15 protein-coding genes are annotated in these 19,123 nt (G+C 37.9%); 10 read left to right on the forward strand and 5 right to left on the reverse strand.

Annotated features, from left to right (window positions below; all coding sequences use genetic code 11):
• Positions 1-4: 4 nt before the first annotated feature.
• Positions 5-217, forward strand: a complete 213-nt coding sequence (locus BCL90_RS19655; protein ID WP_121286293.1) for a hypothetical protein — start codon at positions 5-7, stop codon at positions 215-217.
• Positions 218-510: 293 nt separating this feature from the next.
• Here BCL90_RS19655 and BCL90_RS19660 read toward each other — a convergent pair whose 3' ends face one another.
• Entirely contained in the window at positions 511-1,029 is a 519-nt protein-coding gene (locus tag BCL90_RS19660) for a DUF6705 family protein (RefSeq protein ID WP_134380794.1), read from the reverse strand.
• A 21-nt stretch (positions 1,030-1,050) separates the two neighbouring features.
• Positions 1,051-1,371 carry a hypothetical protein gene (locus BCL90_RS19665; RefSeq protein WP_121286298.1) on the reverse strand — a complete coding sequence of 107 codons (321 nt, stop codon included), beginning with the start codon at positions 1,369-1,371 and terminating at the stop codon, positions 1,051-1,053.
• 375 nt (positions 1,372-1,746) lie between these two features.
• Here BCL90_RS19665 and BCL90_RS19670 point away from each other — a divergent pair, with 375 nt between their 5' ends.
• The 4 genes from BCL90_RS19670 (at position 1,747) to BCL90_RS19685 (ending at position 5,391) form a co-directional block, all read left to right on the forward strand.
• Positions 1,747-2,661, forward strand: coding sequence for a HEPN domain-containing protein (locus BCL90_RS19670; protein WP_121286301.1), 915 nt, complete (start codon positions 1,747-1,749; stop codon positions 2,659-2,661).
• Between the two features lie 4 nt (positions 2,662-2,665).
• Positions 2,666-3,133, forward strand: a complete 468-nt coding sequence (locus BCL90_RS19675; RefSeq protein WP_121286304.1) for a hypothetical protein — start codon at positions 2,666-2,668, stop codon at positions 3,131-3,133.
• A 336-nt stretch (positions 3,134-3,469) separates the two neighbouring features.
• Positions 3,470-4,582: a DUF262 domain-containing protein gene (locus BCL90_RS19680; protein ID WP_121286307.1), complete on the forward strand. Its 1,113-nt coding sequence runs from the start codon at positions 3,470-3,472 to the stop codon at positions 4,580-4,582.
• Positions 4,579-5,391 (forward strand): HEPN domain-containing protein, encoded by an 813-nt coding sequence (locus BCL90_RS19685; protein WP_121286310.1) that lies wholly within the window; start codon positions 4,579-4,581, stop codon positions 5,389-5,391. Before BCL90_RS19680 ends, BCL90_RS19685 begins: the two co-directional genes overlap by 4 nt.
• 105 nt (positions 5,392-5,496) lie before the next feature.
• Here the strand turns inward: BCL90_RS19685 and BCL90_RS19690 are convergent, their stop codons facing one another.
• The 3 genes from BCL90_RS19690 to BCL90_RS19700 are packed head-to-tail and all read right to left on the reverse strand — an operon-like array spanning position 5,497 to position 9,404.
• Entirely contained in the window at positions 5,497-6,165 is a 669-nt protein-coding gene (locus BCL90_RS19690) for a hypothetical protein (protein WP_121286313.1), read from the reverse strand.
• A 1-nt stretch (position 6,166) separates the two neighbouring features.
• A complete protein-coding gene (locus tag BCL90_RS19695) occupies positions 6,167-7,801 on the reverse strand; it encodes an AAA family ATPase (RefSeq protein ID WP_121286316.1) in 1,635 nt (544 codons plus the stop codon).
• The gene (locus BCL90_RS19700) at positions 7,794-9,404 is read right to left on the reverse strand and encodes an Eco57I restriction-modification methylase domain-containing protein (protein WP_121286319.1); all 1,611 of its coding nucleotides are present in this window, start codon (positions 9,402-9,404) and stop codon (positions 7,794-7,796) included. The genes BCL90_RS19695 and BCL90_RS19700 overlap by 8 nt, the downstream gene beginning before the upstream one ends.
• Positions 9,405-10,222: 818 nt before the next feature.
• On the opposite strand from BCL90_RS19700, the gene BCL90_RS19705 reads away from it, so the two are divergent.
• The 5 genes from BCL90_RS19705 to BCL90_RS19725 all read left to right on the forward strand — a co-directional run bounded on the left by BCL90_RS19705 (position 10,223) and on the right by BCL90_RS19725 (position 19,101).
• A complete protein-coding gene (locus BCL90_RS19705; protein ID WP_208647487.1) occupies positions 10,223-12,613 on the forward strand; it encodes an alpha-L-rhamnosidase-related protein in 2,391 nt (796 codons plus the stop codon).
• A 297-nt stretch (positions 12,614-12,910) separates the two neighbouring features.
• On the forward strand, positions 12,911-13,498 hold the full coding sequence (locus BCL90_RS19710) for a Pycsar system effector family protein (protein ID WP_121286322.1): 588 nt from the start codon (positions 12,911-12,913) through the stop codon (positions 13,496-13,498).
• A 315-nt stretch (positions 13,499-13,813) separates the two neighbouring features.
• Entirely contained in the window at positions 13,814-14,701 is an 888-nt protein-coding gene (locus BCL90_RS19715) for a helix-turn-helix domain-containing protein (protein ID WP_121286325.1), read from the forward strand.
• A 159-nt stretch (positions 14,702-14,860) separates the two neighbouring features.
• The gene (locus tag BCL90_RS19720; protein ID WP_121286328.1) at positions 14,861-15,922 is read left to right on the forward strand and encodes an efflux RND transporter periplasmic adaptor subunit; all 1,062 of its coding nucleotides are present in this window, start codon (positions 14,861-14,863) and stop codon (positions 15,920-15,922) included.
• A 50-nt stretch (positions 15,923-15,972) separates the two neighbouring features.
• A complete protein-coding gene (locus BCL90_RS19725) occupies positions 15,973-19,101 on the forward strand; it encodes an efflux RND transporter permease subunit (RefSeq protein WP_208529940.1) in 3,129 nt (1,042 codons plus the stop codon).
• The last annotated feature ends 22 nt before the right edge of the window (positions 19,102-19,123 follow it).

Consider the following 19,123-nt stretch of genomic DNA (forward strand, 5'->3'; position numbering starts at 1 on the left):
CGGCGTGAAAGAAGTGAGTGTATTGTTAACTCCTATCAAATTAGATGTTGGAAAATATGTGGTTTCGCTAACAAAAAAAGGCAAAGACCTTTATAAAGTTGATGGTAAAAACATCTATATAGAAACAAAATACCTTTATGAATATGCTACAGGCGAAAAAGTTGTTTTGAAAATAGAATCTACTTATGGTTACTCAAAGGGCAAAGTAATTTTTTGACAAAGTGACGTTCCATGCCTGTCCATAGAGTTCCGAATGGTTATACGAATTAGTTAATAGAACAGCATCTGTGGCTAACTTTTACTTAAGTTTATAAAACTCAATTTTATTCTTATATCCGTAGAGACGCTACGCTTAACACTACTGACAGAAGGGTGATTTAAAATTACAATTTAGTAATAGTAGCCAGATTAGATCGGTGCCTGCAAAAAAAATGGGCATATCTCCATGCCCATTTTGAAAATGACAAAATTACGGAAGAATAGAATCAAAAATGTGTTTACTTTAAACAGCTATTCTTTTTCCCTCCTGAAAATCATTTTTGCTGGAAATGTTCTTCCGTCTTTTCGTTTTGTTCCAATTTTTAATGCATTGTCACGACCTAGGACAAGTTCAATAGTTTTACTGTCTTTCTTAATAATTTTAAGGTCATAAAATTTACTCTTTGGTTCATCCACCAAATTGCCACTTATAGTATCACTTTTTTGGTCTAAACCTGCCAGTATTGAATGCTTATTATCTTTATAACCGGATGTAGAGTTTTTAAGGTTGTCTAAGATGAGCTGGTTACCATGTTTATATGAAATGTAACCCAGAAGAGCATCGGCATGGATGTCAAGCCCATATTGAATCGAAATATTTTCAATTTTCAGTTTCATTCTAATAGTATCTATACCATTGACAGAAATCCAGTTACCTCTAAATTTACTTAAGCTTGGATTAGTTAAGTTAGAACCTTTCTTCGGCAAAACCTGTCCGAATGTAACGGGTACATAAAATACTACCAATGCAACAAATATTATTTTCTTCATTAATCTATTTATTGATTTGTTTTACCTAGTCTGCTTAGCTCTATTTACGCTGATCTTACTTATAATCTTCTTCTCTGTTTCTGCCTGTATCACATTGATGATCAGATTTGGGTCAATATTTAGTATGTATGCTAAACGTAGTATTTCAGATACGGTGAACTTTTCGGGATCAGCCAGTTTTACAGAATACCTTTCTGAATTGATACCTAAAAGTTTGATGATCTTAGTCGGGTATAATTCCGAAATATCATACATCTTTTTAATCTTGTTGGTTTCAAACATTGCGCCTATTGACGAAAGGTCTTTTTCGGGACTATTATTGTTGTTCTTCCAATTAGCCATATTAATGCGTTTATAACTAAAGTCGTCAATAGATTACTATTCATTTATAAAAAAGAACTATTGGTAATTTTAAAAATACTAATAGTTTGTTTTTGTCCGGACTTTTCACTACGTTTGGGTATGAAAGAATAAAGAATTATTTTTAGCGACTACTTCACAAAATATTGAAGCATTCGCACTTCGAGTCTCGTCTTAGAAACCTGAGAAATTTCAAACGGATACGAGAGGTAAGTGTAGTGCTCATGTCATAGGCGTGAGCCTGCTTTTCCGTATCCAAGGCTTCTCAGGGCCACTAAGACGGGAAGTGGGTTTCACGCCTTATTTTATGCCGCCCACTTCCAAGACTCATTTAAAAGAAATTTAAATGAGATCAATATGGAACCAAAATTATCACCAGAAGCCGAACACGCTGTGCATTTCAGGGAGTTTATCCATCGGCTCGCGCAGAAGTTCGAACCACTCCAGATCTTCAGCTTTTCGCAGAACAGCTCCACGCATCATTCCCAGGGCTGCTTTAATAACAATCACGGCTATTTTAAATGCGACTATTGCCTATTGGTAGTTACCGAAACCGCAACCCGAATAGATTATGAAATGCAGGATTTCGCCAACAGCTATTATCAGCATGGAACGATTACCGTGATCTCCCATGGCAGGCAATCTGTTATCGACGCAGTACAGCAAAACAGCCGCTTTTTTATCAGCGTGCTTACATACGGAAAACTACTCTATAGTAAGGATGGACTGTTAGATGGTGATCCAATAGCTGCGTTTATCCCCTCAAAGGGCGCAATCAAGGCACTCAAACATTATGAACACCGTATACCGCTGGCCGACGGATTTTTGATGTGCGCATCCGAATGTCTGGAAAAGGAGCAGTTCGGGATTTGTGCCTTTATGCTCCATCAGGCCGTAGAACAGACTTGTATCTGCCTGGTGAGGGTTCATATCGCCTACCGTTCAGAGTTCCATAACCTTTACCGTCTGCTCCGTTTGTGTCAATGCTTTTCTAAAAAGCCTTTTCAACTTTTCCTTTCCTCACCCGAAGATGAACGTTTATTTGATATAATGGCAAAGAGCTATTCTGGTTCACGTTATAAAGATGATTTTACGGTTTCCCGGCAGGATGCGGAGCGTCTTTATCAACGGGTCGCGTCTTTTCTTTTGCTGGCAAAGGAGATGTGCAACGAAAAAATAGAACTGCTTGCTAAATCGGCATCAGATTATTATGCAGTCTTAAAAAATGCTGATCATCTACAGATCGAAAAAATATTACAAACCAATATTTGAAACTATGAAGAAGCAAATAAAAAAAATATCAGACAACAGTATTGTTTATCTTAACAATGATGAAATAACAGAGCCGATAAAAGTGGTACACGATTTTTTCAGTCACTCCTGGTTGCCCAATCATTTGAAGATGCTGAAACGCTGGCGAAACGATGCAGCGCTTGAATCCGAAGAATCAAAAAAATGTAGCCCAGCCTACCTTGTTTATCATTACGAACTGACCATAAAGCTGATAGAGGCCGCCTGGCTCTTAAAAAACCACAAGCTTGGCAATCTTGACTTCGATGACAAACAGGAAAGTGATATCGCAAAATGGTACATCAAAACCGAAAGGAAGAAGCTACGGGACTATCCTGGAAATCTGAGCATTCGGGAGATCGTGAAACCTTCATCTGTACTAAAGAAAATGTTCAGGATCTATAAACTGGACGGGTACAAAAAATCCTGCACACATGGCTTCACAATGCACTGAGCACCTCTTTCATAGAAGAAAGCCTTTCCAAATCTGAAGTAATTACAGTTTACGAACAATTGGTCAAACTGTTCGAGGCTACCTGGCTGATCAGTGAGCGTTTAAAAGAGGACAATTAAAACTTTATTTTCCAAAGAAATTTGAACTCAAAAAAAAATGCCAAGTACCAATTTAATCACAAATCTAAGTTCCATTTAACCAGTCTATAACTATTTTCGAAATTTGCATAACTTATGATTAATGGTTGCTTTTTCTCATCTAATGTCATAACTTCAGTATCAATTAGCTGTTCACCTCTTAAGAATTTAGTATCTTCGAAGAACTAATTGTTTATAAATGGCAAATTTGAAATATAATCTATCTAATCTTCAAGATAAAGCAAAGGAAAGAACCGTTAAGACACAAAGCATTGAATACGATTTAGAAACTCTTGTAAAAAAAATAGATAAAGGAATAATCAAGCTTGATCCAGATTATCAACGTAGGCATAGATGGGATGACAAAACTTCATCGAGACTCATTGAAAGTTTAATTCTTAACATTCCGATTCCAACAATATATATATCTCAAGATGTAGATGTTGATTCAGAAACAGAAGAATATCGGTATTCAGTTATTGACGGACAGCAGCGGCTAACAGCAATGTACAATTTTCTTAAAGACAAATACTCTCTTGTTGGCCTAGAAACATTAGATGAGTTAAATGGATGTTTGCATCGAGATTTACCACCATTTTTAACCCGTCGTTTGGAAGAAAGAACTGTTAAATGCCTTAGGATTGATTCGACGCTTGATGCCCAGGTTAAAATTGACATTTTTGAAAGGCTAAATTCTGGCTCTGTAAAATTAGAGCCTCAGGAACTAAGAAATGCAGTATATAGTGGTAAGTTTAACGTTCTGTGTAAAAATTTAAGTTCTGACAGCAATTTCCGCACACTATTGCAAATAAATCCAGACCAACCAGATGCTAACAATAGAGTTAGGAAAATGGAAGACGTTGAACTTGTATTGAGGTTTTTTTCACTCATTAACGAGAACTATCAGAATTATAAAAAAACCAAAGACAAAGGGTTCATAGACTTCTTATCGGAAACGATGGATAACCGCAATCAAAGTAGTGATAGCGAAATTTCAAGATATCGAGAAGAATTTGAAGAAACAATGCGAGTAATCCTACGCGATTTTGGGAATAGTGCGTTTGCAAAGTATAAATATGAGAATTCTGATCTAAAGCTTCAGTCGCGCTTTAATGTTGCTGTTTTTGATGCATTAGCGACAAGCTGTCACGATTTAATTTTTCAGGAAAACATTACTAAATTTGGGGACAAGCGTGAAAATTATCAAGCCTTATTTGCAAATAACGAGTTCTATGAATCCATCTCTGGAAGTTATTTGGATACAAACAAATTAAAATTTAGAATTGAACAGACTAAATCAACTCTTAGATGAACCAAACCTTCATCAATTCAAGATTTGAACAAATAGAAAAGCGATTTAATGAAGTTCAACTTTTACTTGATTTAGCTGCTACTTCCAGACATAACTTGGACACATATCAAGCGTTGTGTAGGTCAGCTCATGTACTTTTAGTAAGTCATTTTGAGGGTCTTTATAAAGAGATATGCCGCGACATAATTGACGATATAAATATGCACACCAATTTTTTTGAAGTTAAAAAAGTAATATTTAATTCTCACAGTGAATACTTCATAAATAACAAAGAGTCTGAAAAATCAATTAATGCTATTAAATTAAAGCTTTTCGAAGCGTTTAAGGAATATCCTTCAAAGTTGAGAGTAGAACCATTTTTATTCGTGGACAACAAAAATCCCGCTCCAGAAATAATTGAAACAATACTGGAAAAGTTCGGAATAAAAAATTTTTTTTGGTCAATTGACGGATCAGATCTTGACGTTGTGTTTGAGGATCAAAAATCAGCAATTGAAAGACAGAAGACAAGATTGTTATCTTACCTAAAGATTAGAACGGCTACATACCCATTCACCGTTGATAGAAGTTTTTATAATCCTATTGATAAAAGTAATCAATCCAAGAAAGTAACATTATGGGAGGATTTTTTGAATAATTTTTTGAAAGAAAGACATAATATTATTCATGGAAATACCGTAAATAATCCAAATGATAATGAATCTCTTTCAAAAGCAAAAATAAAAATCGAAATATTAATTTATGCTTTTATACTCAATATATGCTCAGCAGCAAATCCAATTTTTATGTTGTCAGAGGCAAAAAGCTAGATTTAATTCTGATTTTTAGACAACTGTTTTCTGATGACGATTTTCTCTGTCATGCTATGTTACTTTCATTTTTTTATTGAATATCCACAATAAAATAATCAGCAATCAATTTTGTAATTTGGGAGAAATTTTAGTTTGTACCTCGTCTACGAATGCTTTAAGGCTATAGTTATAATCTAGGAACTTACCTCTTTTAACGGCTCTGCTATTAAGAAACGGTTTACTCAATATTAAAAAATTATTGTAATCAGATTTGGAATTGAGATCTTTTTTTGCTAGCACAGTTGCAAGTTTTTCTTTTGCTTTATAGATTGTTGATGAGTCCTTAGATTCAAAGATTGGCAATATCCAAGCATCAGTTTCCTCAACTGCAATTGCGTAAAGAAATGAATTTTTGCTGATAGCACCTAACCAAGAATTTACTTGATCGATGACCAGTTCTATTACTTTTTTGGAGTATCCATTTTCTTTTTTATTTGGCCGCTGAACTCCGTACTCATGACATTCCGCAGTATCAAGATGTATCACCACAAAATCTTGTCCTTCAATTGAAAGAAATTCATCAATTAGTGTCCTTTTTTCGCATTCATTCTTTACAGAAGACCAACCGCCAAACTCCTCCTTAGCCTTTAGTCTTGCCTTGTCAGTTTCATCTAATGCTCTTATCGGCAAAATAGCCTTAATATCAGAATCATCAAGACCAGTAACGCCTTTTATGATATTTAGTATTACCGCACGATCAGCGTGACCTTCAGAAATTACACCTATCCTCATATTAAAATTCAGGAATTGCACCTAGTGATCCTTTCATCCACATTTCAGAAAGTTTAAATTTTTTGTCATCTAAGTCGGTCTTAAATTTTATCCTACGAGTTTTCGTATTACCTTCTGAATTTCTATAAACCTCGAAAAGACGTTGTTCATCATCCAGTAAGTTTAGCCCATCTAACACTGCTGGATTATGAGTCGTTATTAACACTTGTTTACCTCTTGTTTTTGCCAAGCTTGCTAATTCAGTAATCAATTTTTGGCATAATTTGGGATTTAGTGCAGTTTCAATATTATCTATTGCAAATAATTGTGGAGTCTTATTGCTTATAAAAAGCGCTAAGTAAAATAAAACATGAAGCACACCTTCATTCGAGTTTTCAGCAGATAGTGTATTGTTTTTTTTCTGCATATATCTATCAGTGAAATAAAGGGTAGAAGAACTCCTGCCTGGTTTTAGTCCTTGTAATTTGTTCTTATCTTCTTTGTCAGTAACAATACTTTCAAGCCATTTAAACAGTTTCTCGCATTTATTTAGCACCTCGCGCTCGTAAGCGTTGAAATTTCCAATTAGCAAATCTAAGCCTTCTCCATTAAGACCCAAAGGTGTTTTTCTACTATCCACAGGAGTGATTCCTCTAAGAGATTTTGTATTAAGGTCATAAATTAAATATTCCGATAGAATGGTTTTAAGATCTTCTGCATTTTCTACTTCTAATTCTCCTGCGTTTAACTGAAATTTACTAATTGCATCTTTTAAGGATAGCTCTGGAGATGCAGCTAGTATTTTTTCAAGTTCCGTATGAACAAATTCACTAATTAATAAACTGTTACGAAGGTTTTTGTCTACCCATTTCGTATATATCTCGCGAGGATTTTCAGGCTCAATTATGGATTCGTACTCTTCTTTATTCCCATTATTATCAAAACTTACAGATATTTCTATTGAAGAGCTTTGTTCTTTTCCAAGAAAAGAACTCAACATCAAGTCAGGGCGTGCAATCCGAACACCTCTACTGTAAAGGCCATCAAAGCTTAGGTCATTGCTTTTCGAGGCACTCACGATTGCTAAAGCTTCTAAAATATTTGATTTTCCGCACCCATTTTCTCCAATAAAAACATTGAATCGCCCAAGCTCTATTTCATCTGAAGGTATAGACTTATAGTTTTTTATTTTAACCTTTCGCAGTAGCTTACCATTAACCTCATTTTCAGGATATTGGTTCATTTTAAATATAGTAACTGCTTCCGTCCAACTATTTTCTCCGAATTTTAAGATTGTACTAAACGTGTTTTTAGTTAGAGCGTAATGAGTTAATGCACTATTTTGACTAAGTGTTGGATTGTCAGGGTTCAAATCAATCAATTTGAAATGAACGAACGGTTTAATTGCAATTTTGCGAAATGACTCCCTTGAGTTAGACGCATATTCAGCTTTGTAGTAACGATTGACAAAATCCATGATGTCCTTGGTCAAAGTCATACTTGTTATTTTCGCATCTTTCCAATGCGAATCAGGCTTAATATTCGCTAATGCAAGAAAAGTCAATGCACTTATCTTATTTTGTTGAGCAGGTGGAAGCCCTAGATCTTTGAGAATTTCCTGAGCTTCTGAAATTTTGTTTTTAATTAAATCAGTCATTACTTAAATCATTTAGCTTAATCTTAAAGGTATCTGCAACAATCTGATCAATAAAATTTTGAACATGGAGTTTGTTATCGGAGATTTTACTTCCAATGGCCTTTATAGTAGTTAAATTAGGAAGCGGCATTTCTCTCAATTCTGTGGCGCTGACATTAATATTTCCATTAAATGTCCTGAAATATACATCAAATAATTTACTATTTAATAATGCGCACAAACCTAAAACTTCTTCTCTAGTTAGCACGCCATCTTTTCTATATATATAATTTAAGTGGTTCTCAACCCCAAGATAAGGATATTCTTTGAGATAATCTTCGAAATATGGACAGGCAATTAATTTACTGCTATCATCTTTCGAGCTAAATCTTCGTAGTAAAATGTAATTCTTGTTCGGAAGTAGAACAGATTTTGTCTCGTCGGAAACTTCGATAAATTGACTCTTTTCCTTACCTTTTTTAAAGGTCATTATCGGCCAAGTAAATGTCATTTTAGATACATTATTCAGCCAGATAAGTGGAACATTTTTTTTTAATCGGGTTTCTTTAAGAAATGTTGTAGTTCTAAAAGCTACAACAGGACCTGTCGATATTGAGATATTAGATTTATCAAGACTGTTAGACCAGCTTTTGAAAAGCTTTATTGCTTTTTCATCATTTATTGAAATGGGTAAATGCAAAATCTTTTGGAACGATTCTAAGTTTACCAGACTTGTAAATTCATATGCTTTAGATTTCTCCAAATCGATATCTTCAATACCATTGGAAATGGATATATTTAATTTAATATTTTTACTGAACGGTAGTAAAAGTTGGTTTTGAGCAACGGACTGTTTCCTGGTAGAGACTACAATTACATTTTCCTGTAGCACTTTGTCTCTCTGAAAAGCACTAGTTCGAGAGCCGAAAAGATGAATCATGTTTAAATCTACCAATGAAAAAAAAGTATTTCTAAACAAACGGAAATAACTTCCAGATGTAAAACTTCTTGGAGATATAAAAATCAGTTGTCCACCTTCTCTTAATAGTTTAGCAGAAATAATAATAAAAATACTATAAATGTTCTGCTGACCATGAATAATGGACTTAGCGGCGATATTAATCGGATCATTCTTTTTTATTTTAAAATAAGGTGGATTTGAAATAACGACATCAAATTTCTCATCTGTTGTAACACGTCCATCTAAAACGGCCGAATTGTGCAATATGAAGTCGTTAACGCACAAAAAATAATTGAATGAAATCTGCTTCCGATACAACCATTCCCTCAAATATTCTAAACTCTTTTTTGCATACGAAATAATTTCTAAGTCCTTTTCAAAAGCTGTCAATTCAATTTCTTCAATTTCAGGGTTTATGGAGACCAAATATTCTATCAGCGACGAAGAAAGTATGCCTACTCCACAACCAGGATCTAAAATTCTAATTCTGTTTTTATTTACAGTGCAGAACTGTGACATAAAATCCGCAATCTCATTTGGGGTAAAAAATTGTCCGAAATCCTTTTTGTGAGCAGAGGTCACTTCACTAGTGTATTGTAAGCCTAGCTTATCAGCATAAGACGAAGGTCTCTCGTCTAAAAAAACGTTGGTTTTTGAGCTCATGTTAGTTCGACAAACTTAAGAAATAGGATTTGAATAGTTGTGGCTAACAAAAAATTTAAAAAGGTTGTTAGAGTGTGAATTACAATTCATATACTTCCATTTGTTTTTATGCTGATCTACAATCGACTGACCTAAGACCTGAATATTTATATCTGAATTAGGAAAGAATATGATTTTTTTCCTTTAAATTGTAGCAGTTGCAATTAGAAAATATAAACGAAATTTTGAGTGATTCGGTGAGGCACTTTTTAAAAACCTTCAAGATAGCCTTTAAACGCTGAAAATTGAACGAAATTCACATCCCAGCGGGTATCACAGAAATCCTTCAACTTTCGTTGGAGGATTTTTTATTTAAAAAGGATTCCGCTATGCTAAAATCCCCAAAGCCGTTTATTGCCCCTTTACCCGGCCTGCTCCGACATTACACACTGAGGATATTAGTGGAAGACTAACGCCCCCATTTTTTTTGGCAATCCTTATTTCATTTATGCCCTAGCGACAGACCACAGTTCTGATATTCCCCGAAATTGTTAGGTAGAAGCGATTTCAATTCGGGTATAGAGATTCTATGCCAGGGCTTTAAAAATAAAGCTAAAATCAGCCTATTATTATCCAGCCGGAGTTGTTCCGCTGCATCCTACAATGTCTAAATTTTCAGGTTGTTGTCTCCAACCCAGAATACAGAAATGAGCCTTAATCTAAAGTTGATACAGCATGCAGACTATTAAATATTAACAGGCATTCCCATTATACTCCTTATATTTATTGTTTTTTAAATAGTATATAAAATTAATTCTTTATGCCATACCGCTAATCAAATGAACGGCGGGTGTTTGTCTGTAGAATTACCCAATCATGATATGAAGAAAAATAAGCTAAAATCGCAATCAAAAAAGCTGATAAACAGGATTTATAGCCATTATTTATTTATTGCTTTCCTATTGTTCATGGTACGCCAACCGGCATTCTCGCAGGAGAAAAAAATGCCAGGTTATTGGATTTCTACAGCACAGCAGAGGGTAAACAAACCTAATACCTGGATAGCGTTTCGCCGTGATATCATGATAAAAAACAAAACCCTACAGGCCTTAACTACCATTGCTGCCGATACCAAATACTGGCTTTGGATAAACGGCAAACTTGTGGTATTTGAAGGCGGACTAAAGCGCGGGCCTAATCCTAAAGATACCTACTGCGATAAAGTAAACCTCGGACCCTACCTAAAAAAAGGCAAAAACCAAATTGCTGTACTCCTTTGGTACTTCGGTAAAGATGGCTTTTCGCACGTAGGCAGCGGGCGAGCCGGTTTTTATTTTAGTATGAAGGCAAAGCAGGCAGAATTGAACAGTGACGATAAATGGCTGTGCAGCATTCATCCTGCTTACGGCAACACAGATGCCCCTTTACCCAATTTCCGCCTTGCGGAATCAAATATCCGTTTTGATGCCCGCAAAGATATTGCAGGCTGGCAAACGGCATCGTTAAATTCATTGCAGGGCTTTAGCGCTGCAGAAAAAATTGGCCTCCCTGGCGATGCACCCTGGAATAAACTGGTTGAACGCCCTATACCCCAATGGAAAGACTTTGGTATAAAGGAAATAAAATTTGAACGACATAAGGGGCCCAGCGCAGATACAATTGTAGGCGCTTTGCCCTACAATATGCAAATGACACCGATAATCTCGGTACAGGATGATAAAGGAGGGCATTTAATTAACATTAATACCGACCATAGTGTAGCCGGGGGAACAAACAATATAAGGGCGGAGTATATTACTGCCAAAGGTTTTCAGGAATATGAATCGTATGGATGGTTAAACGGCGAAAAGATCCTGCTCATTGTTCCGAAAGGCGTTAAGGTAACATCAGTTAAATATCGCGAAACCGGCTATAATGCAGCGCCTGAGGGTACTTTTGCTTGCAACGATGAGTTTTACAACCTGTTTTGGAAAAAGGCTAAGCGAACTTTATACCTTAACATGCGCGATAATTATTTTGATTGCCCCGACAGGGAACGTGCCCAATGGTGGGGAGATGCTGTTTTGTTGATGGGCGAAAGTTTTTATACCTATTCAACCTCCACACATGCGTTGATGCGTAAAGCTATACGTGAACTGGCGGCATGGCAGCGCCCAGGAGGTGAGTTATTTGCGCCAATTCCCGGTAATTTTAATCAGGAACTGCCCGACCAGATGCTGACCAGTATTGGCGAATACGGCTTTTGGAATTACTATATGAATACTGGCGACCGCAAGCTTATAACAGACGTTTACCCGGCTGTAAAAAAGTACCTGAATTTATGGAAAACGGACGAAACCGGCCTTACCGTGTTACGTAAAGGCGGCTGGCTTTGGGGAGACTGGGGCGATAACAAAGACCTGAGGCTTATTATGGCCGGATGGCATTACCTTGCTTTGGATGGCGCCTCCAAAATGGCCGATGCGCTTGGGTATGATCAAGATGCCGCAGATTACCGGCAGGTTATGGCCCTTGTGAAGGCCGGATACAATAAATGCTGGGATGGGCACGCCTACCGCCATCCTTTGTACAATGAAAAAACAGATGACCGGGTGCAAGCCTTAGCGGTTATCGCGGGTATAGCCGATTCGTCAAAATATGCTGATATTTTATCCTCGTTGAAAACAGAATTACATGCTAGCCCTTATATGGAAAAATATGTAATGGAGGCGCTTTTTGTGATGGGCGACGGAAAATATGCCATTGACAGAACCAAAAAGCGCTTTGCAGAAATGGTTAACAACCCTAACTATAGCACCTTGTTTGAAGGTTGGGGCATTGGCGAAAATGGATTTGGAGGTGGCACAACCAACCATGCCTGGAGCGGAGGGGCTCAAATCGTTATTGCGGAATATTTGTTTGGCGTTAAACCACTTGATGCCGGTTATAAAACTTTTTTGATAGCGCCCCAACCCGCCACTTTTACGTCAGCGAACCTTACCGTACCAACGATTAAAGGCCTGATCAGTACCTCATTTCAAAATAATGCAGATGGCTTTCGGATGAATGTTATTGTTCCGAAGGGTACAACAGCTATTGTAAGATTGCCCTCGGGCTCAAAGGTATATGTGAACAGGAAGTTACTGACTGAAAAAGACATGAATGTTGAAGAATTGCTGCAAAAAACCCGTTTCACCACGTTTAAACTCGTTTCCGGAAAATATATGATCAAACGGCAAAGATCTTTATGATGTGCTTAGCATGCCGGTTATTGTAACATCGGCCCATGCATTTAGCATTTTTAAGATTTGAAAATCGTTAATCATCCCGTTTTTGCCTGCGTCTCTTTTCAATACACGAACTATAAAATTGCAGTTAAGAGATTCCATTCAAATGATGTACTACACAAGCGTAATTAAAATTCTTCAAACGGCTCAATTACTTACCAAAATACGCCTGTTAAAGGCAGGCGCTTTCAGTTAACATTTTGAAAATGATTAATATCTTTGTAAGAAAACACAATTCCTTAAAATTGACCACCCCTTGATATGAATAATGAGAAAAAACCAATAGATATAGTGCCAGTGTCAGATTTTGATGTAAAATCGTCTATTGAAATGCTCATTAAAATCACGGCTGGCAATGATCACCGCCTAAGTGATATGGCGGATAATAAAGCACAAATTCTGATTACAGTTAACTCTATTATTTTATCAGCGATTATTAGTCTTGGGATTGGACGTTTAAAGGATACACTTCATTTGATAATTCCATCGCTCATTCTACTAGCCACTAGCCTTATTACCTTGATTCTCGCTATTCTGGCAACCAGACCTTCACTTCCAAATGGCAAATTCACGGCAAAAGATTTATCAACGAAAAAAGTAAACCTTCTTTTTTTTGGAAATTTCTACAAAATGAAGATGGGTGATTATGCTGCAGGAATGACTCATGTATTGTGCGATGATGACTTTTTATACCAAAGCCTTATTAAAGATGAATATGTACAAGGCGTGGTTCTCGGCAGAAAATACAGGTTATTAAGGGCAGCTTATAATGTATTTATGTTTGGGTTGATTATTGTATTTTTAGCTTTTCTTCAATCAATGATATGGCACGATACCTTGTTGGGATAACCAATATATTGTAGCAATGTGATTCAGTGTATGTGTTTCCCGCCCAATATTAAGGGCAAAAAATAATTACTAAAGAATACAGCATTTCTTAATAGTATGAAAGATGCTGACCACGATTAGCTATTAGACCTTTAAAACAATGGAAACTGCTAATAAAATAAATCCGATAGCTATCAGATCAGCATAACGATCGCGTGAGGTAAACGGCTGTAAACACTCACTATGATTCAAATATTAATCGAACTAAGGTTAAAGCATTAGCCTTTCGATAAAAAAAGCAATTTCGAACAACAACATACCCCAACAATAACAAAAATGGAAAATACTCGTCATACAGACTATCTCTCTACATTTAAGGAAAGCTTTTACGTACTGACCGAAGTTGATGTTGAAAAGCTTCCACTTCAAAAAGCATTTCGTTCCAACCATTTTGCATTGATTGTATGTACCAAAGGTGAATTCGTATTTAAGCACAACTTATTACCTCAAACCATAAAAAAGAGCCAGGCTTGCATTATCCTACACAACTCGCTTAATCTGATTGAGCATATTTCGGAAGATTTCTCCTTTCATTGCCTGGCTTTTACATTGCCTTTTTTGGAGCAACTGGCAATTTCATTAAGCACAGATGATATTTTCAAGTTATTCAACTCCACTACCCAATTACATTACGAATTAAGCGACAATGAAACAGCTGATCTTTGTGCTGAAATGTCGTTGTTGAGAAAAAAGACAATATCCCTGGGAGACCGTTCTGAACCCTGGGATCCGATCAAATACCTGATTTTAACCATCTTTTCTGATTTTGGAATTATTTTCAGCAAATACAATCAGGTCAGTCAAAATACTAATTTTACCCGGCGGGAAGCACTGGTATCTGGTTTTTTAAAACTGCTGATGACCCATTTCACCAGGCAAAGGAGTGTTAACTTTTATGCCGATCAGTTATTCATTACCCCAAAATATCTATCACAGGTAACCAGGGAGGTGACCAATAAAACTGCCGGGGAGATTATAGATGAATTTATTATACGTGAAGCCAAAATTTTATTAGAATCTCCGGCACAAAACGTTGCAATGGTGACCTCCAGTTTGGGCTTTAGTGACCAGTCTTTCTTCGGTAAATTTTTCAAGCGACATACCGGGCTTTCCCCTTCCTCCTATCGGTCGAAATCAAAAACACCTCATAATCAACCATTTTAATACTATTTTTTTAGTAGACAAGCGATTGTTATTATTTTTAAAATCACATACATCTTAATTACCAGACCTCAAGAATAAGAGTTTTTGACCAATTTTCCTAACATTCAAACCTGTTAGGTTTTAGGTATCAGCAGCATATTTGCAGACAAATTCAAAGCAATGCAAACAACAGCTAAAAATACCACATTTAGGAACAGGCTTTTCCAATTGTCACTCGCAATTGTTACTACGGTAACATTTGCCGCTTGCGGAAGTAAAAAAGCAGAGAAATCACCGAAAGAAGTTCCTGTTCCCGTTGAAGTCAAAATGATTTCAAATGCAGCAGAAACCAAAAAACTCTCCTATTCCGGAACGATAGATCCAGACAATACCGCACAAATAGGTTTTGCAGTACCAGGTGTGGTGAGCAATATAACCGTTCAGGAAGGGCAACATGTTAATAAAGGCCAGTTACTGGCAACCATCGACGCCACTGAATATACCAATTCGGTAGCCATCGCAAATGCAGCGCTGGAACAGGCTCAGGATATGTTTAACCGGTTGGAAGGATTATACAAAAAAGGGAGTTTGCCGGAAAAGGATTTTATAGACATAAAGACCAAACTGGCCCAGGCTAAAGCAAGCAAAAACATCAATTCCAAAAGAGTATCAGACAGCAGGTTGTATGCTCCGATTTCGGGTATAGTCAGTTCCAAATCGGTAGAAAGGGGAAGTACAGCAGCTCCAGGGATTGTCGCCTTTACCATTATTAAGACAGACCAGGTTTATGCACGGATATCGGTTCCGGAAAGCGAAGTCGGAGAAATGAAAAAGTCGCTTAAGGTTACTGTTGAAGTACCTACGCTAAACAAGAGTTTTAACGGTGTGATCTCTATTGTTAATCCACAGGCAGATGCTGTTTCTAAAACCTATATCGTTAAAATCAGGTTAGACAATCCCAGTGGTATTTTATTACCGGGTATGATTACTAATGTGAACATCAATACCGGTGAAAAAATAAATGCGGTTATTGTACCCACTTCGGCCATCGTCCGGGATGCAGATGGCATTACCTATGTATTTATTGCTTCAGAAAACAAAAAGGCCATAAGAAAAAGGGTAACTACCGGAAATCTTAGCGGAAGTAATGAAGTGACCATTACCGATGGACTTACAGCAGGCAATAACTTGATTGTTGCCGGGCAATCTAACCTAAAAGAAGGTACAGCAGTATCGTTTTAGTCCACGCCTGATGACCTGGTAAATACACACACTTATCAATCTTATTCTTAATGAAAAAACGAAATATAAATTTCATAGAAGCTGCTATGAAATATAAACAGGTGACTTTTGTTATCACTGGAATGCTGCTACTGCTCGGACTGTATTCACTGCTGAATATGCCACGTTCCGAAGACCCTAAAATCGACCCACCGGTAGCCATGGTTTATGCATTTTACCCCGGGGCCAACGAGTTGCAGATGGAGAAGCAGGTTACCGACAAACTGGAACAATATCTTTTTTCTTTCGAGGAAGTAGATAAGGCAAAAACCAAATCGCAAACCAAAGACGGGAGTGTTTTTGTAACCGTACAGCTGAATGCCAATGTAAAAGACCGTAAAAAATTCTGGGCAACCCTGCAGCATGGGCTAAATACCGTTCTGCATGCCAATATCCCCTCTTCAGTAATGGGCCCTGTTGTAAACAGCAACTTTGGAGATGTAACTGCGCAAATTATTGCCATCTCCTCCGCATCAAGAAGTTATGCCGAACTGGAAGCTTACGTAGACCAGATGGAGGATGTATTGAAAACGATTCCCGAAGTTTCCAAAATCAACCGTTCAGGCGGACAAAAGCAGCAGATTTATGTTACCGTAGACGACAAAAAACTGAATCAGTATGGGTTCGATCTGTCAACAATTGTAAGAACGCTCCAAAGTCAGAACGTGACCGGTTATTCAGGGGAAATGACTATAAACTCCAATACCATCCCCATTTTCACCAACAGCCAGTATAAAACTGAGGCAGATATTGCAAATCAGATTATTTATACCACGCCCCAGGGAACTGTGGTAAGGCTTAAAGATATAGCCGAAATAAAACGGCGTTATGAAGAGGAATCATCCTTTATCAGAATAGGGAACAATAAAGTAATGCTCGTTACAACGGAAATGCAGCCAGGCAATAACATTGTAGCATTTGGAAAAAAGGTAGACGAAAAATTAGCCCAGTTTAAAAAGACACTGCCGGGCGATGTTAAATTTGACACCATAGTTGATCAGCCCAAAGTTGTTGATGAAAGTATTAGTCATTTTATGGTCGAGTTTGGCCTGGCTATCCTTTCTGTAATCATCGTTGTGATGCTATTGCTGCCAATCAGGGTTGCAGCAGTTTCTTCTGTTGCTGCGCCAATTGCTATCCTGATCACCTTTGGGATCATGTACATCATGGGTGTTGAACTTCATCAGGTATCTCTCGCCGCATTGATTATCGTTTTGGGGATGGTTGTGGATAATGCCATAGTAGTGGTAGATAACTATGTAGAAAAACTGGATGAAGGCATTACCCCCTGGACAGCCGCATGGCAGGCCGCAAAACAATTAAGCATACCCATTTTTACGGCTACACTGGCCATCATTTTCGCCTTTGCACCATTAGCCATTTTCATGAATGGAATCACTAAAGATTTTATGGCCTCATTACCCATTACGGTAGCAATAGCGCTCATCACGTCAATGCTGGTGGCATTACTGCTTACGCCCTACATGTCTTATATTTTTATCAAAAAAGGACTTAAACACCAGGTAAGCGACAGGCCACCGAAAATATCACTACTGGATAGATTGCAGAACGTATTCAATGCTGGCGCAGAGTTCTGCTTCCGCTGGCCGAAAGCTACTATGGCCGCAGCGGTGGTTGCTGTGCTACTGTCCTTTGTAACCGCAGGACAGGTAAGCCAGGAGTTTTTTCCTACCAGCGAACGCAACCAGTTCAACATCGAAGTATGGATGCCCAATGGTACCGCTCTTGCCAAAACAGAAAAAACCGTTCGCGGGATAGAAGCCATCCTCACGAAGGATAAACGCGTTGTAGGTACTGCGAGTTTTGTGGGTACCAGTTCTCCCCGCTTCCAGAGCTCCTACGCTCCTGAAATTCCACGCAGAAATTTTGCGCAGATTTTTATTACTACCGAAAGTGCAAAGGCAACAGATGAAATTGTGCATGAATACCGCAAAAAATTTGAAGGGTTTGTTAAGGATGGTTATGTCCGATTTAGACAGCTCAGTTTTCAGGAGGGATCTCCAATTGCCATTCGTGTAATTGGCACCGATCTGAACAATCAGAAACGCATGGCCACGCAGATAGAAAATATTCTTAAGCAGGCAAAGGGAACCAACTGGGTACATCGCGATTATGAGGATGACTACCTGGGCGCTGACCTGGAAATAAAAGAAGATGTTGCTGCACGGTTGGGCATTCAGAACCAGGCCATTACACAAACACTTGGCGCTGGCCTTAAAGGCTTTGCCGTTTCACAGCTTTGGGAAGGTAATAAACCTGTTGATATATTCCTCAGGCTTGACAGCAATAACCGCAAAGATTTCAACGTGTTAGGAAATATCCATCTGAGTACGGTTTATGGAACAAAAGTACCATTAAAAGAGGTAGCTGAACTGAAACCTTCCTGGCACACCGGTGTAATTGCGCATCGTAATGGTATACGGACTTTAACCGTACTTTCAGAAGCTCAGAATGGCATCAGATCATCCGAGATCCTAAAAACGGTTAGGCCCGCAATTGATAAGCTTAAGCTACCCGAAGGCATTACCTTACAATATGGCGGCGATGCAGAATCAAGCAGCGAGAACCAGCCTGGAATGATGACTGCGCTCGGCGTGAGTTTGGTACTCATATTTATTACCCTGCTGTTTCAGTTTAAAAGCTTTGGAAAAAGTCTTATTATCCTGGCAACATTCCCTTTGAGTTTACTTGGAGCTTTCCTCGGTCTATATGTAACGGGCAACCCGATGGGAATGACCGCCTTTATGGGAATCATCAGTTTGATCGGTATCGTGGTAAGAAACGGAATTATCCTGGTTGATTATGCCGACGAACTGGTAACAGAACACGGATATACCATAAAAGCCGCCGCACTGGCATCTGCAAAACGACGTATGCGTCCAATATTCTTAACATCGGCCGCTGCAGCCGTTGGTGTAGTGCCTATGATTGCCGGAAAATCGCCACTTTGGGCACCTCTGGGCAGCGTGTTGGCCTTTGGTCTGATTGTATCGATGATACTTACACTTTTTGTTGTTCCGGTGCTTTACTACCGCTTTATCAAACCCGGGCTGCCCGTTAATGACCAGTCAGATTCGGAAGCTGATATTCAATATAAGCCATCACATACACACCCATAAAACGAACCTGATCTTGCCCTAT

It is taken from the genome of Pedobacter alluvionis (assembly GCF_003664035.1).
GTDB lineage: Bacteria > Bacteroidota > Bacteroidia > Sphingobacteriales > Sphingobacteriaceae > Pedobacter > Pedobacter alluvionis.

Excerpts from the sequence above, each read along its gene's own strand:
- BCL90_RS19660 (WP_134380794.1), bottom strand. The coding sequence starts at position 1,029 with ATGAAGAAAATAATATTTGTTGCATTGGTAGTATTTTATGTACCCGTT.
- BCL90_RS19665 (WP_121286298.1), bottom strand. The coding sequence starts at position 1,371 with ATGGCTAATTGGAAGAACAACAATAATAGTCCCGAAAAAGACCTTTCG.
- BCL90_RS19670 (WP_121286301.1), top strand. The coding sequence starts at position 1,747 with ATGGAACCAAAATTATCACCAGAAGCCGAACACGCTGTGCATTTCAGG.
- BCL90_RS19675 (WP_121286304.1), top strand. The coding sequence starts at position 2,666 with ATGAAGAAGCAAATAAAAAAAATATCAGACAACAGTATTGTTTATCTT.
- BCL90_RS19680 (WP_121286307.1), top strand. The coding sequence starts at position 3,470 with ATGGCAAATTTGAAATATAATCTATCTAATCTTCAAGATAAAGCAAAG.
- BCL90_RS19685 (WP_121286310.1), top strand. The coding sequence starts at position 4,579 with ATGAACCAAACCTTCATCAATTCAAGATTTGAACAAATAGAAAAGCGA.
- BCL90_RS19690 (WP_121286313.1), bottom strand. The coding sequence starts at position 6,165 with ATGAGGATAGGTGTAATTTCTGAAGGTCACGCTGATCGTGCGGTAATA.
- BCL90_RS19695 (WP_121286316.1), bottom strand. The coding sequence starts at position 7,801 with ATGACTGATTTAATTAAAAACAAAATTTCAGAAGCTCAGGAAATTCTC.
- BCL90_RS19700 (WP_121286319.1), bottom strand. The coding sequence starts at position 9,404 with ATGAGCTCAAAAACCAACGTTTTTTTAGACGAGAGACCTTCGTCTTAT.
- BCL90_RS19705 (WP_208647487.1), top strand. The coding sequence starts at position 10,223 with ATGAACGGCGGGTGTTTGTCTGTAGAATTACCCAATCATGATATGAAG.
- BCL90_RS19710 (WP_121286322.1), top strand. The coding sequence starts at position 12,911 with ATGAATAATGAGAAAAAACCAATAGATATAGTGCCAGTGTCAGATTTT.
- BCL90_RS19715 (WP_121286325.1), top strand. The coding sequence starts at position 13,814 with ATGGAAAATACTCGTCATACAGACTATCTCTCTACATTTAAGGAAAGC.
- BCL90_RS19720 (WP_121286328.1), top strand. The coding sequence starts at position 14,861 with ATGCAAACAACAGCTAAAAATACCACATTTAGGAACAGGCTTTTCCAA.
- BCL90_RS19725 (WP_208529940.1), top strand. The coding sequence starts at position 15,973 with ATGAAAAAACGAAATATAAATTTCATAGAAGCTGCTATGAAATATAAA.